The organism is Saccharopolyspora sp. ASAGF58, from assembly GCF_012277335.1.
GTDB lineage: Bacteria > Actinomycetota > Actinomycetes > Mycobacteriales > Pseudonocardiaceae > Saccharopolyspora > Saccharopolyspora hattusasensis.
The window spans coordinates 1889752-1903431 of sequence record NZ_CP040605.1; the positions used below are offsets into that span (position 1 = coordinate 1889752).

The 13680-nt window shown below is 68.6% G+C and carries 13 protein-coding genes; 1 reads left to right on the forward strand and 12 read right to left on the reverse strand.

Annotated elements, in window-relative coordinates; translation table 11 throughout:
* Positions 1-114 precede the first annotated feature (114 nt).
* From FDZ84_RS08695 to eccCa, 12 genes are all read right to left on the reverse strand, one after another.
* A complete protein-coding gene (locus FDZ84_RS08695; RefSeq protein ID WP_168585472.1) occupies positions 115-318 on the reverse strand; it encodes a hypothetical protein in 204 nt (67 codons plus the stop codon).
* Positions 319-370: 52 nt separating this feature from the next.
* The gene (locus tag FDZ84_RS08700; RefSeq protein ID WP_168585473.1) at positions 371-568 is read right to left on the reverse strand and encodes a hypothetical protein; all 198 of its coding nucleotides are present in this window, start codon (positions 566-568) and stop codon (positions 371-373) included.
* 214 nt (positions 569-782) lie between these two features.
* The gene (locus FDZ84_RS08705; RefSeq protein WP_168585474.1) at positions 783-926 is read right to left on the reverse strand and encodes a hypothetical protein; all 144 of its coding nucleotides are present in this window, start codon (positions 924-926) and stop codon (positions 783-785) included.
* A 9-nt stretch (positions 927-935) separates the two neighbouring features.
* Entirely contained in the window at positions 936-1094 is a 159-nt protein-coding gene (locus FDZ84_RS08710; protein WP_168585475.1) for a hypothetical protein, read from the reverse strand.
* A 51-nt stretch (positions 1095-1145) separates the two neighbouring features.
* Positions 1146-2480 (reverse strand): phosphoglucosamine mutase, encoded by a 1335-nt coding sequence (gene glmM, locus FDZ84_RS08715; protein WP_168589911.1) that lies wholly within the window; start codon positions 2478-2480, stop codon positions 1146-1148.
* A 251-nt stretch (positions 2481-2731) separates the two neighbouring features.
* Complete coding sequence (gene rpsI / locus FDZ84_RS08720) at positions 2732-3265, reverse strand: 30S ribosomal protein S9 (RefSeq protein WP_371812815.1); 534 nt, start codon at positions 3263-3265, stop codon at positions 2732-2734.
* Entirely contained in the window at positions 3262-3708 is a 447-nt protein-coding gene (gene rplM / locus FDZ84_RS08725) for a 50S ribosomal protein L13 (RefSeq protein WP_010316190.1), read from the reverse strand. Before rplM ends, rpsI begins: the two co-directional genes overlap by 4 nt.
* Positions 3709-4076: 368 nt before the next feature.
* Positions 4077-4367 (reverse strand): WXG100 family type VII secretion target, encoded by a 291-nt coding sequence (locus FDZ84_RS08730; protein WP_168585476.1) that lies wholly within the window; start codon positions 4365-4367, stop codon positions 4077-4079.
* Positions 4368-4429: 62 nt separating this feature from the next.
* Entirely contained in the window at positions 4430-4741 is a 312-nt protein-coding gene (locus FDZ84_RS08735; protein ID WP_168585477.1) for a WXG100 family type VII secretion target, read from the reverse strand.
* Between the two features lie 138 nt (positions 4742-4879).
* A complete protein-coding gene (locus FDZ84_RS08740) occupies positions 4880-5233 on the reverse strand; it encodes a hypothetical protein (RefSeq protein ID WP_168585478.1) in 354 nt (117 codons plus the stop codon).
* A 64-nt stretch (positions 5234-5297) separates the two neighbouring features.
* Positions 5298-7145: a type VII secretion-associated protein gene (locus FDZ84_RS08745; RefSeq protein WP_210435486.1), complete on the reverse strand. Its 1848-nt coding sequence runs from the start codon at positions 7143-7145 to the stop codon at positions 5298-5300.
* A 695-nt stretch (positions 7146-7840) separates the two neighbouring features.
* On the reverse strand, positions 7841-11944 hold the full coding sequence (gene eccCa / locus FDZ84_RS08750) for a type VII secretion protein EccCa (protein WP_210435487.1): 4104 nt from the start codon (positions 11942-11944) through the stop codon (positions 7841-7843).
* A 290-nt stretch (positions 11945-12234) separates the two neighbouring features.
* Here eccCa and eccD point away from each other — a divergent pair, with 290 nt between their 5' ends.
* Positions 12235-13674, forward strand: a complete 1440-nt coding sequence (eccD, locus tag FDZ84_RS08755; protein ID WP_168585481.1) for a type VII secretion integral membrane protein EccD — start codon at positions 12235-12237, stop codon at positions 13672-13674.
* Positions 13675-13680: the final 6 nt, after the last annotated feature.

The window sequence follows — 13680 nt, forward strand, 5'->3', positions numbered from 1 at the left end:
ATCCACCGAGGTGCTTGCATCCGCGAAGGGAGAAGTCGATCACTGGGGCGGCTGCGGATCCTGCAACGGCTGGCCGTAGCCCTGCTGCCGCGGAAACTGCTGGGGCGGGTACTGCTACTGCGGCGGGTACTGCTGCTGCGGCGGGTACTGCTGCTGGGGCGGGTACTGCTGCTGGGGCGGCTGCGGGGCGAAGCCCTGTGGCGGGAACTGCGCGGGCCGCCGGGCGTTGTTGCTGTTCTTGACGATCAGAAGCGCGGTCAACGCACCGGCCCCGCCGCCGAAGAGCAGGCTGAGCACCAGCGTGATCACCAGATACAACGTTTCCCCCTGCTAGTCCGCTGCAAGTCCTGAACGGATCTGTTCGTAGTCGTCACTGCTGGTAGGGGCCCTGCGGCGGCGGCCCGAAACCCTGCTGCGGCGGCGGCGAGAAGCCCTGCTGCGGCGGCGGGAACTGCTGCAACGGCGGCTGCGCCGGAGCCTTGTTCTTCGCGATCATCGCGACGAGCGCGCCACCACCGGCACCGGCGAGTGCGCTTACGACGATCACGATCAGGATCTGGAAGATCACCGGAACCTCCAATCGTTCGACCAGGAACCGAACTTATCGGAGGGCACCGCGCCGGAGGCAGCGGATGGCCAGAATCGTTCAACGCCGCCGGAGCAGCACCAGCACGGGCACAACGAGGCAGATGGCCGCCGCGAGGCCCAGCAGCGGAACGGCGAACCTCAAACGATGCAGAGCACGGCAGCGCATAATGCCGGATCACGGGCTCAGCCGATGATCAGTAAAGGCCGCCGCCCTCGAAGATCAGGTGCAGGCCCCAGCCCTGCGCCAGCACGACGGCGAGCACGAACGCGCCCAGGACCATGAGCACCAAGGGCACCACGAGAACGATCAGCAGGTCACCGAACACTCGTCCGCGCATTACGCACGCTCAGCTTCGACCTCGACGGTTGACGAACCAGGACCTGCTCTCGTGCGCGGCGTTGACGGCTTTCATGCCGGCCAGCGCGAGCGCGGAGAAGATCACGATAGCGACGACGAGCCCGACAGCGACGAGCCCCACGACCATGGCGACAACGATGGCACCCATGTGAGCAGGGTCTCACAGATCGCGTCAAAATGAGAGATCAAAATCACAAGATCACCGGATTGCGGCAACGATTTCCGCCAAACGCTCGGCCACGGCCTGGGCGGTCTCCTCGCTCGGCGCCTCGACCATCACGCGCACCAACTGCTCGGTGCCGGACGGGCGCAGCAGGATCCGGCCGGTGTCGCCGAGCTCCCCCTCGGCCGCCGCCACCGCGGACGCCACCTCGGCCGCCGCGACCGCCGCGGCCTTGTCCGCCACGCGCACGTTGATCAGCACCTGCGGCAACCGCCGCATGACCTTGGCCAACGACGCCAGCGGCGTGCCGGTGGCCGACATCCGGCCCATCAGCCGCAGTGCGGTGAGCAGGCCGTCGCCGGTGGTCGCGTGGCCGGGCAGCACGACGTGGCCGGACTGCTCGCCGCCGAGCGCGAAACCGCCGGCCCGCAGCTCCTTCAGCACGTACCGGTCGCCGACGGCGGTGGTGCGCAGCTCGACACCCTGCTCGCGCATCGCCAGGTGCAGGCCGAGGTTGCTCATCACGGTCGCGACCAGCGTGTTATCCGTGAGCTCGCCGGACTCGTGCATGGCCACCGCGAGGATCGCCATGATCTGGTCGCCGTCCACCGCTGCCCCGCTGGCGTCCACCGCGAGGCAGCGGTCGGCGTCGCCGTCGTGCGCGATGCCCAGGTCCGCGCCGTGTTCGAGCACCGCTGCCTGCAGCACGCCGAGGTGGGTCGAGCCGACGCCGTCGTTGATGTTGATGCCGTCCGGCTCGGCGTTGATCGCGATCACCTCGGCGCCCGCCCGGCGGTAGGCCTCCGGGGCAGCGACCGAGGCCGCGCCGTTGGCGCAGTCCACCACGACCTTCAGCCCCTCGAGCGACTGCGGAGCCGCGGTCAGCAGGTGATCGACGTAACGCCGCACCGCGTCGGGGACGTCGCGGACGCGGCCGACGTGGGCCGCGGTGGGCCGGTCGACCTGCTCGGTCAGGCGAGCCTCGATCTCGTCCTCGACTGCGTCCGGCAGCTTGTGCCCGCCGGCCCCGAAGAGCTTGACCCCGTTGTCCGGCATCGGGTTGTGCGAGGCGGAGATCATCACGCCGAGGTGCGCGCCCAGCTCCGCGACCAGGTGCGCCACCGCCGGGGTGGGCAGCACGCCGACCCGCAGCACGTGGGCACCGGCCGAGGTCAGGCCCGCCGTGACCGCGGCCTCCAGCATCTCGCCGCTGGCCCGTGGATCGCGGCCGACCAACGCCACCCGGCGCTGCGAATCGTCCCGGTCGTAGAGCACCCGCGCGGCCGCCGCGGCCACCGACATCACCAGCTCCGGCGTCAGATCCGCGTTGGCCAACCCGCGCACCCCGTCGGTGCCGAACAACCGAGCCATCAGCAGCACGTCCTCCTCGTGTGACACGGAAAACTCCGCGGGGCGCGAGACCGGACGCGCCACGTCGGGTTCTTGTCTTTGCAGCGGCGAAGCCGTTTATCCCACGCGGGCGTGGCGACCGCCCGCGGGCGTGGCGATTTTGACACCACGGCGGAGCGAGTCGGTAGAAGGCCTCCGGCGCATACGACTGCGGGAGCAGTCTCGTCCGCAGTGGACTGATGACTGCTCCCGCAGATCGGATGAAATTCGCGTCAGCGCTTGCTGTACTGCGGCGCCTTGCGGGCCTTCTTGAGGCCGTACTTCTTGCGCTCCTTCTCCCGCGCGTCACGGGTGAGCATGCCGGCCTTCTTCAGCGCCGGGCGGTCTTCGGCCTCGTAGGCCACCAGCGCCCGGGCGATCGCCATGCGCAGCGCACCGGCCTGGCCGGACGGGCCGCCACCGTGCAGGGTGGCCAGCACGTCGAAGCTCTCCACGCGCTCGACGGTGACCAGCGGCTCCTTGATCAGCTGCTGGTGCACCTTGTTCGGGAAGTACTGCTCGAGGCTCTTGCCGTTGAGCTTGAAGCCACCGTTGCCCGGCACCAGCCGGACTCGGACGACGGCTTCCTTGCGGCGACCCACGGTCTGCACCGGACGGCCGGTCGGCACCGGGATCGGAGCCGGGGCAACCGCCTCAGCGGTCTCCTCGACCCCGGCGGTCTCGTCGACCTCGACAGTCTCCTCGGACGCGACCTCCGCGGTCTCCTCCGGGGTCACGTTCTCTTCCTGCTGAAGTTCGTCAGTCACTTCTCGACCTTCGCGTTGATCTCGAACGGCTGCGGGTTCTGGGCCTGGTGCGGGTGCTCCGGGCCGGCGTAGACCTTGAGCTTCTTGCCCATGGCGCGGCCGAGCTTGTTCTTCGGCAGCATGCCCTTGATCGCCTTTTCGAGCAGCCGCTCGGGGTGCTTCTCGAGCACCTCTCCGAAGGACTGCTTGCGCAGACCACCGGGGTAGCCGCTGTGCCGGTACTGGAACGCCTGGGTGCGCTTGTTACCGGTGAGGGCCACCTTCTCGGCATTGACGACGACGACGAAGTCGCCGGTGTCCATATGCGGCGCGTAGGTCGGCTTGTGCTTGCCGCGCAGCAGCGTCGCGGCCTGAGTTGCCAACCGGCCGAGCACCACATCCTCGGCGTCGATCACATGCCAGGCGCGGGTCACCTCGCCGGGCTTCGGGCTGTACGTGCGCACGGATCTACCTCGTCGTCGTTCGCGTCGGAATCGTCAGTGCGGAGCCCGTCTCGATCACGCCGGTCGGTTCCCGCGGGAATTCTCCCGGGAACCGGCACGTCCGCCAGAACCGCCGCCTGGACCGCGATCCGTGAGAGACCCGATCCACTGGCGCGAACTGCAGCCGCGCACCGCACAACAAAGAATGAGGGTACTTGGTGGCTTCTGGCCCGGTCAAAACGGGTCCTCGGTACTTGCTTGGAGGTTTCTGACCTGGCAGATCGCCGGAAACAGGATAGCGAATGCCGGGGGCGGTACCCGCGCGGCCCCGGACAGCGTTGCGGCCCCGGCGCTCGCCGGGGCCGCAGATCGCTCTTCAGCGGGTGGGATCAGCCACCGAAGCGACCGGCGTTCTTCTTCTCACCGGCCTGGAAGGACTCGTTGGCGGCGGCAACGGCCATGCCCATCTTCGCGGCGGTCTCCTGCATGCGAGCCGCTTCCTCGTCCCAGGACTTCTGGGCGTCCTGGTACGCGGCCACGGCCTCGCCCTCCCAGGTGGAGACGAGTTTCTGGATCTTGCCCTCCAGGTCGTCCAGCTCACTCTGGATCTTCTGGGCCGCAGCCTGCAGGTCGTCCGAGGCCTGCTGCAGCTCGGCGAAGTTGACTGCAATCTCGCTCATTGCTTATCCCCTCAAATACCTATGGTCAAGAATTCGGAACGTGCGACGGTTCAGAGTGCGGCTCAGCCGTCGAGCATCGCCGAGATCTTGGAGATCTCCTGGGCCTGGTCCTCCTGGACCTGGGCGTAGTCCGCACCGGAGCTCTGCACATTCTGGCCCAGCTCGTCGAGCTTCTGCAGAATCTTCTTGCCGCTATCCTCGTAGGAGCCCATCAGCTTGCGGAACACGTCCGCGGCCGCGCCCTTCCAGTTCGCGACCGGCCCCTCCAGCTGGCCGCTCAGCTGCTGGAGCGCCTGCTCGACGGCGTTGCGAGCCTCGTCGATGTCCTGCGACGCCTTCTCGATCGCCTCGACATCTGCACCAATTCCAGCCATCTCTGGATGACCCCCTTCAAACTCGTCATCAAGTTCGGATGAACCTGCGACGCAGACATTGCCATGTTCGGTTCCACGTTGTCCTGGATTTCTGCGCAACCCGTTGCTGATGTAAACGCCGGGCACGGAACCCGCAGGTCATCGCATGATTTGCGCTTGCGAAAAGTCGAGATCGCTGCCGTCGGAAGGCGTTTGCTCTTGCGATTTCCCGGCCGCCGACTCGTTCGCGGCGGTGTCCGGGCGCACATTCGACTCGATTGCCGAGTACTCGGGAACTTCCAGACCCACCCGGGTGCGGTAGTCGATCGCCACCGCCCGCTGCACGGATTCGGCGGCGCTGCTGCCCGTCGCCGCGTTCTTCGCGAGTTCCGTTGTGTGCCTTTGGAAAACCTCGGCGCGGTGGTGCGCCTCGTCGCGGGCCCGCCGACTGCGGCCCACCGCGTCGGCGAGTTCGGCGCGGAATCTGCGGACGGAATCCGCTGGATCTGCCATGGCAATGTCTCCCTGTCCGACGGCCGCGCGAAATCCATTCCGCCGCGGCGAATTCACCGCCGGTTCAACGGACCTTGATGGAACCGACGACCTGTTCGCAAGCGCGGACCACGTCGTCCTTGCCCACCGAGCCGTACTTGCAGCCGACGAGGACCCGGAATTGTCGTCGGTGCAGCACATACCACTCGACCGTCGCGTCCGGCATTTGTTGCCGGTAGTACACCACGTCCCGACCGGCGAAACTGGTGGAAGGGTTGAACAACGAGAACGGTTCGCCGGCCGCGACCTTTTGCTGGTAGTCGCTGAGCAGCTGTTGAACCGCCCGGTTCCGGTCGGTGTCGGTGTCGAAGTCGAGCTTCCCCTCGTTGACCGCGATCACCGAGTCCTGCGCGTCGTCCTCCGGCGCGATCAGCGTCTGCCAGTTGTTCGGATCCCCGCCGATCTGCTTCCAGTCGCCGGGGTAGGAGAACTCGTAGTCGTACTGCGCGGCCCGTCGGGTCGGGCCGCCGGGTTCAGCCTGCGGCTGGCCGCTACTGGTGATGACCAGGGTCAGGACCACGCCGACGGCCACCACGACGGCCACGCCGGCGCCGATCAGCCACGGCAGTTTGCGCTTCTTGCGGCTGGGCCGGTGCGCGACCGGCATCGTCTGGTCGCTGCCGCCGATGACGACGGTCCGGGCACCGCTGAGCGAGTCGCCCGCGGTCACGCCGGGGCCGACCGGCGAGCCGCCCGCGGAGCCGACCGGGGGCGGGCCGGGCACCGGGTAGGCGCGCACCGTCGACGCGCCCGCCCAGGCACCAGCAGGTGCCAGCCCACCGCTGCGGTCCGGATCCAGCCGCACCGCGCGGAGCGCGCCGCGCGCCACCACGGTTTCGGGCTGGTCCAAAGTGGTAGGCACCACGCCGGTGCGCTCGTGGATCAGCCGCGCCACCATCGGGATCCGGCTCGAACCGCCGACCAGGAACACCCCGGCCAGCTGCTGCCGCTGCACCTTGCCCTCGCGCAGGGTGGCCAGCACCAGGTCGGCGGACTTGCCCAGCGGCCCGGCGATCAGCGCCTCCAGGTCGACGCGGGTGACGTGCGCGTCCGAGAACGGCGGCGGCATCGGCACGTCGGTGTAGGTGTGCCGGGACAGGGTCTCCTTGGCGCCGCGGACGTCCTGCCGCAGCACCCGGCGGCGTCGGCGATCGGCCATGTCGCGGCCCTCGACGAGCCTGCGCCACGCCTCGGGATCGGTGGCGGAGACGAGCCGGCCGATGTGGTCCAGAAGAGCCTGGTCGATGTCCGCGCCGCCGAAGTTCGGTTCACCGCGGGTGGCCAGCACCTGGAACGAGGAGCCCTGCTTGCGCACCACGCTGGCGTCCACCGTGCCGCCGCCGAGGTCGATTACCGCCAGCGCGCCGCCGTCGGGGAGGCCGTGACCGGCGGAGTGGAACACCGCCGCCGCAACGGGTTCCGGCACCATGACCAATTCCTTGCCCAGCCCGGTGGCGGCCTTGCGCAGCTCGGCGGTGCGCATCGCGCCCCAGTCCGCGGGGTGGGTCAGCACCAGCAGGTCCACGGCGGCGCCGCCGGCGAAGCGGCGGGCCTCGCCGACCGCGCGCTGCAATACGGCGCGGATCACGTCGACGACCTTCAGCACGCTGCTGCCGAGCAGCAGCTCGCCTTCGTCGATGCGGCGCTTCGGGTGTGGCTCGAAACGAGCGGGGTCGACTGCGGCCTGGCGTTCGGCCTCGTGCCCGACGAACAGCGTGCCGTCCGCCGCCGCGAAGACCGCGGACGGGACCAGCGGCTGCCCGTCTATCACCACCACCTGTGGTTCGGCACCGCCGACAGACACCACCGTGCATGTGCTCGACGTGCCGAAGTCGATCGAGACGTGCAGGGACACCCAGAACTCCTTCACCATCGCCGAAGCGCCTTTTCCGGCGACGTCTGTCGTCCGACCGCCGACTTCTCGGCGCGCCGACTCCCCCCGAGCACCCTAGAGGTTAAGGGTGCGAGCGCACCAACAGTCTGCCCCTGACCGGGTGATCAACGCGACCACCTGTCACGGATTGTTGCCATCCAAACGGGTTGAGGGGCACCCGCGCCCAATTGACCGGGGTGCGAGTGCCCCTCACCACGCCCGATCCCCCACGACGCGACCCAGCGGTGAAGCCCTGCTCGGCGAGCCGATCGGCCATCCCCCACCCACCGACCGGCCTCAGAAACGCCGCCCGGCCGTCCGAAGTGGACCAGCTCTGCGACGGCTCCCGCACGCGCCGCCGACACATTCGCGCCACCCGCCGATCCCCGCCAGAGGTGGTGGCGATTTCGCGCGAAATCGCCACCCGCCAGGCGTGGCGTTCGCCGATTTCGCGCGAAATCGGCGAACGCCACCCGACGAAAGGAAGCAGTAGCGATGTTCTGGATTCAGCTCTGCGCGTTCACCCAAACCACACCACCAGGTGAGAGGTGAGGGGCACCCTTGGGTGGTACAGCCGCTTCTTCAGTCTCGGCCGCTCAAGGGCGCCCCTCACCTCGAAAAATCACCCGGATTGGGTCGGTGCAAAAAGCCTCCCCCGCCGAAGCAGGGGAGGCTTTTCGCGTCGGCCCGTCGGATCACTCCGGCTGGATGAACGCCGTCTGGATCATCTGCGGCCCGCCGCGCAGGCTGCGGCTGACCAGCGTGCCTCGACCAGGCGGCAGCGGCCGCGACTTGATGTTGGCGACCAGCTGACCGTCGTCCTTGTTCGCGCTCATCGCCAGACCAGGCGCCGACGTCTCGCGCATCTTGCCGATGATCGGCTCGTACAAGGACTTGCTGCCACCACCGGAGTTGCGCGCCAGCACGATGTGCAGACCCACGTCGTTGGACACCGGCACGAACTCCGCCAGCGGCGCCAGCGGGTTGTTGCCCTGCGGCGCGACCAGCTCGTAGTCGTCGACGATGACGAACAGCTCTGGGCCCTTCCACCAGGAGCGGTCCTTCAACTGCTCCTGCGTCACATCCGGGCCGGGCAGCCGCTTCTTCAACGATGCCGCGATGTCCTTGACGTTGCCCTTCAACTGGTCCGCACCGACCGCGTACTCCAGCAGGTGCCCGGTGTTGAGGAACCCGAGCATCGTGCGCCGGTAGTCGACCAGCAGGACCAGCGCTTCCTTCGGCGTGTACCGCTCGGTGATGCCGCGGACGATCGTGCGCAGCAGCGCCGTCTTGCCCGACTCCCGCTCGCCGAACGCGTAGAAGTTCGGCTCGGCGTTGAAGTCCAGGTACACCGGGTGCAGGCCGTCCTCGTTGATGCCGATCGGCACCAGCTTCGGCTTCGGCTGCTGTTCCGGACGCGGCAACTGCTGGTACGGCAGCAGCTCCGGCAGCAGGCGGACCTGCGGCGCCGGACGCCCCTTCCAAGAACTCTTGACCCGGTTGACGAAGTCGGCGACACCGTCGGAGACGTCGTCGTTGTAGAGCTCCCAGCCCAGGCGGGGCGCGCGGACCGGCTTGCCCTCGTCGATCTCCCGCTTGACCTGCTCGTGCTCAGCCTCGACGCGGTCACCGATGGTCTCGCTGTCCACGCGGGGCAGGGCGGTCAGGAAGTGCAGCTTGCTGCCGTGCATACCGCGCCCCGGGCGGCCCTGCGGGACCTTCACCGCGAACTTGCGGTCGATCTCCGACTCGCTCGGGTCACCGAGCCGCAGCTCGATGCGGGTCTGCATCAGGTCCTTCATCGCCGGGCGGATCTCCGCCCAACGCGCGGCGGTGACGAACAAGTGCACGCCGTAGGCCAGGCCGTTGGCCGCCAGGTTCAGCACGTCCTGCTCCAGCGACTCGAACTCCTCGCGGAATGTCCGCCAGCCGTCGATGATCAGGAACGCGTCGCCGAACGGGTCGTCCTCGAACTCACCGCGCCGCTTGCGGTTGCGGTAGTCGTTCATGCCCTCGACGCCGTGCTGCTGGAACCGCGCTTCCCGCTCGGCCAGCATCGTCTTGAGCTCCGCGATCGTCCGCCGAACCGTGTCCTGGTCACGCCGGGTGCCGTAACCGCCCATGTGCGGCAGGCCCCGCAGCGCGGAGATCGAACCACCACCGAGGTCGACGCAGTAGAACTGCACCTCCCGCGGCGTGTGGGTCAGCGCCATCGAAGCGACCATCGCGCGGACGGTGTTCGACTTGCCCGCACCGACACCGCCGACGATCGCGCCGTGCCCCCCCTGACCGCTCAGGTCCAGCGTCAGCGGGTCCTGTCGCTGGTGGTACGGCACGTCGATCAGCCCCACCGGGAACTGCAGCCGGCCGCTGCCCGCGAAGCCCGCCGCCGTGTAGCCGCGGTCGTCGGTCTGCTGCAGCGGCGGCAGCAGGGCGTCCAAAGTGGGCGGTGTGTCCAGCGGCGGCAGCCACACCGCGTGCGCCGGCGGGCCCTGCCCGCGAATCTTGTCGATGATGATCTGGAAGTCCGTCGGGTCGAGGTCACTCTTCTGCTCCTTGACCTCCTCGACGACCGGCTTCTCCGGTTCCGGCGGCTTCTCGATGTAGTCCGGGATGAACTCCCGCGGCATCTTGTCGCCGGTGACCGGCGACGCGCCGCCCTTCAGCGTCGGGCGGCGGCCACTGGTCTGGTGCATGTGGCCGGACACGAACGCGGCGCGGAACCGCTCCATGCCGTTGGGGTGCTTCAGGTATCCGTGACCACCGGTGGCGGGCAGGTCGGCGGCGTCCGGAACACCGATCGCCGCACGGGAGTCCGCCGCGTTGAAGGTCTTCAAACCGATCCGGTAGGACAAGTGCGTGTCCAGACCGCGCAGCTTGCCCTCTTCCAACCGCTGGGAAGCCAGCAGCAGGTGGACCTGCAGCGAACGACCCAGTCGGCCGATCATCACGAAAAGCTCGGCGAAGTCCGGCTGCTGCGACAGCAGCTCGGAGAACTCGTCGATGACCACGAACAACGCGGGCAGCGGCTCCTGGCAACGTTCGTCGCCAGCCTCGCTCATCTTCCGGTAGTCCCAGACGTTCTTCGCGCCCGCCTTGTTCAGGACCTCCTGGCGGCGGTTCATCTCACCGGCCAGCGCGTCCTGCATGCGGTCGATCAGCGAGCCGTCGCCCTCCAGGTTCGAGATGCTCGCCGAAACGTGCGGCGCCGGCTCGAACCCGTTGAACGTCGCACCACCCTTGAAGTCGACGACCACGAAGTTGAGCATCGACGACGAGTGAGTGGCCATCAGGCCCAGCACGATGGTGCGCAGGAACTCGGATTTACCGGAACCGGTCGAACCGATGCACAGCCCGTGCGGGCCCATGCCGCCGGAGGCGGTTTCCTTGATGTCCAGGTGGACGATCTCGCCCTGCTCACCGGGGCCGATCGCGACGCGGTACAGGTCGTCGCGGGACCGCGGCCGCCAGGCTTCGTTGAGGTCGAAGGTGACCACGTCACCGGCCAACCCCAGCTGCTCGATGTAGTTCAGCGGCGTGGTCAACGGCTCGTAGCCGCCGCTGTCGGCGTCGGACGCCGAAACGCCGCCGGCCACCCGGTACGGCGCCAGCTGGCGAGCCAGCGAGGTGGCCTCCTCCGTGCTCAGCGTGTCCGGCTTGCCGAACCACTCCACACCGGACCCGCCGCGGGCACCGATGCGGTCCTCCTCCACGACCATCCGCATGCCGCGGCGCGCGGTGAGCTGCCCGAGCAGGTCGGACAGGTCGATCAAGGTGACCCCGGCCAGCCCGCCTTCGACGTAGAGCGCCTCTTCGCGGGTGATCTCGGCGTCATCGAGGATGATCACGATGTGCGGCTGGCCGTCCGGCGGCGCCGTGTTGCGCTGGAACCGCGGCCGCTCCGCCAGCTGCTCGGCGAGCATCTGCTCCAGGGCCCCGAGCGAACCGGCCATCAGCCGCATCTGGCCGATGCCGTCGGTCTCGGTCGGGTGCTGGGCGTGCGGAAGCCACTTCACCCAGTCCCACTCCGTGCGCGCGCGGCCGCTGCTGGCGACCGCGATCATCACGTCGTCGGGGGTGTGGAAGGTGGCCAGCTGGCACACGATCGCGCGGGTCAAGCCGCGCACCACGTCCCGGTCGCCCTGCAGGCCGACCGCGGCGAAACCGCGCAGCGAGGTGGCGATCGGCAGGTCCGGCACCAGCGAGTGCGCGCGCACGAAGCGGCGGAGCGCCAGCGTGGTGATCGGCTCAAGCTCGTCGACCGGGCCGGTTTGCGGTGGCACCAGGCGGGTTTCCAGCCGCTGCGAACCGCGACCTACCCGGACCTGGCAGAAATCGTTGTCGTTGGGACGTCGCTCCCACATGCGCCGGCTGCCGGCGGCCAGGGACCACAGGGTCTGCGGGTCGGGGTGCACCCACTCCCGGGCTAGCCGCTGCTCGTCGGCGGCCTCCCGCGCGCGGTCGCGCATTTGCCCGAGGTACCGCAGATAGTCCTTGCGGTCCTCGTTCATCTCAGCCTTCTTCTGGCTGCCTTCCTTGCCGCCGCCGGCCATCATCCCGAAAGTTGAGATGAGCATCATCATCGGCATCATCATCATCATCGGGTTGTCCTTGGCCCGCTGGAGCATGAAGACCATCATTCCCAGCGATGCGACGATCATGATGCCCGGCAGGACCTTCTGGACGATGTTGCCCGGTATGGTCCGCGGAATCTCCGGCGGTGGTTCGAGGTGCACCTCCCCGCCCGGTGGCCTGGGAGCGGCCAGGCGTGGCGTTCGCTTGAACTGCAGCGTGCTCACCGGACGCAACAACCTTTCCGTGTCAAACGTGCTCTCGAATGTCGCAGCCAGCATTCTGTACCGGTGCGGCACCGCCTGCGGCGGGGTGGGACTCGGGCGTGACCAACTAGATATGGAGTAGTTGGCACGAGTTGCACCAAACCTGCCCCCGCCGACGGTCGGTGTGGCCATACTAGGGGCGCTCTTCGACCGGGCGGGCCGGTTTCACGAGAAAAACCGGCCTTGGTTGGATCGAGCCCAACGACACAAATGAATGCAAGGCAATCAACCTCAGGGAGTAGGGGGCCCAAGTGGCGACCGGGACCACGGTGTTCAGCCGCGTGACGGTGGTGGCGCCTACAACTCGTATCGACCTGGCGCTTCCCGCAGACGTGGCGGTGGCAGACCTTTTGCCGATGGTGCTGGACATGGCCCGCGGGATCACCTCGGACGGCGGTTCGCGGCACGGCGGCTGGTGCCTGGCCAAGCTCGGGGAGAGCCAGCCCCTCGACCCGAGCCAGACGCTGTCCTCGCAGGGAATCGTCGACGGCGACATGTTGCAGCTGCGGCGCCGGTCGGACGACCCGCCGCCGCCGCTGTACGACGACGTCGTCGACGCGCTCGCGGAAGCGGAACCGGGCAGCTATCGGCCGTGGACGAAGGAAACCGCGGCCAAGATCGGGCACGCGGCCGGCGCGCTGGCGCTCATCGGTGCGGCCGTCGCATTGGGGTTGGCGGGCCCGGCCGGGCTGCTGCACCCCGAACTGGAGGGCACGGCGCCGATCGTCTACCAGATCGTGGCCGCCGTAACGGCGGTCGTGGTGGCGATCTTCGCGACCGGTGTCGGCTCGATCGTGACCCGCGCCTACGCGGCGCCCACCACCGGCACGGTTATCGCCGCCGCGGGCGGGCTGCCGATGGCGTTCGTCGCGGGCTTCAACATCGTGCCGGGCAACGCCCTCGAACCCAGGCTGTTGCTGGCCTGCGCGTTGACGCTGATCTTCGCCTCGGTATCGATCATGGTGATCGGCGCGGGCATCGTGACGTTCATCGCGGCCGCCACGGCGGCGGCGTTCGGCACCATCGCCTTCCTCGTCGCGACGCTGGTGCCAACCGCCAGCATCGCGGGCATCGCCGCGGGCGCCGCGGCCGTCGGCCTGGCCGGCATCTCGCTGCTGCCGCGCATCACCATCCAGCTCGCGAAGCTGCCGCTGCCGCACGTGCCGGGCAGCGCCGAGGACCTCAAGGAAGACACCGGCTTCCCGGACTACCGCATGATCGAGCGGCAGACTGGTCTGGCGCACCAGTACATGACGGGCCTGATCATCGGCTGCGGCGTGGTCGCGGCGCTCGGCTCGATCCTCGCGGCAGCGGCCAGCATCTGGGGCGCGGTGTTCGCGATCGTCGTCTCGGCGGTCCTGCTGCTGCGCGGCCGCAACTACGCCAACGGCAGCCAGGCGATCGCGCTGCTGCTGAGCGGTCTGCTGTCGTCCCTGGGCGTCACCATCGGCCTGCTGGTGCAGGTCGCGCAGTGGTCGCTGGCGGTGGCCTGGGTGTTCCCGCCGCTGCTGCTGCTCGGCATCCTGGCGATCATCTTCGGCGTGGTGTTCCCGAACCGGCGGTTCTCGCCGGTGCAGCGCCGCACGGTGGACATCCTGGAAGCGGTCCTGATCGCGCTGGTGCTGCCGCTGGCGCTGGCCGCCATGAACCTCTACATGTACATCCGCGACCTCAACCTGAACTTCTTCTGAGGGGCG

Coding starts and splice junctions, on each gene's coding strand:
- glmM (WP_168589911.1), bottom strand. CDS start 2,480: ATGGCTCGGTTGTTCGGCACCGACGGGGTGCGCGGGTTGGCCAACGCG.
- FDZ84_RS08745 (WP_210435486.1), bottom strand. CDS start 7,145: ATGGTGAAGGAGTTCTGGGTGTCCCTGCACGTCTCGATCGACTTCGGC.
- FDZ84_RS08710 (WP_168585475.1), bottom strand. CDS start 1,094: ATGGGTGCCATCGTTGTCGCCATGGTCGTGGGGCTCGTCGCTGTCGGG.
- FDZ84_RS08735 (WP_168585477.1), bottom strand. CDS start 4,741: ATGGCTGGAATTGGTGCAGATGTCGAGGCGATCGAGAAGGCGTCGCAG.
- FDZ84_RS08740 (WP_168585478.1), bottom strand. CDS start 5,233: ATGGCAGATCCAGCGGATTCCGTCCGCAGATTCCGCGCCGAACTCGCC.
- FDZ84_RS08730 (WP_168585476.1), bottom strand. CDS start 4,367: ATGAGCGAGATTGCAGTCAACTTCGCCGAGCTGCAGCAGGCCTCGGAC.
- FDZ84_RS08705 (WP_168585474.1), bottom strand. CDS start 926: ATGCGCGGACGAGTGTTCGGTGACCTGCTGATCGTTCTCGTGGTGCCC.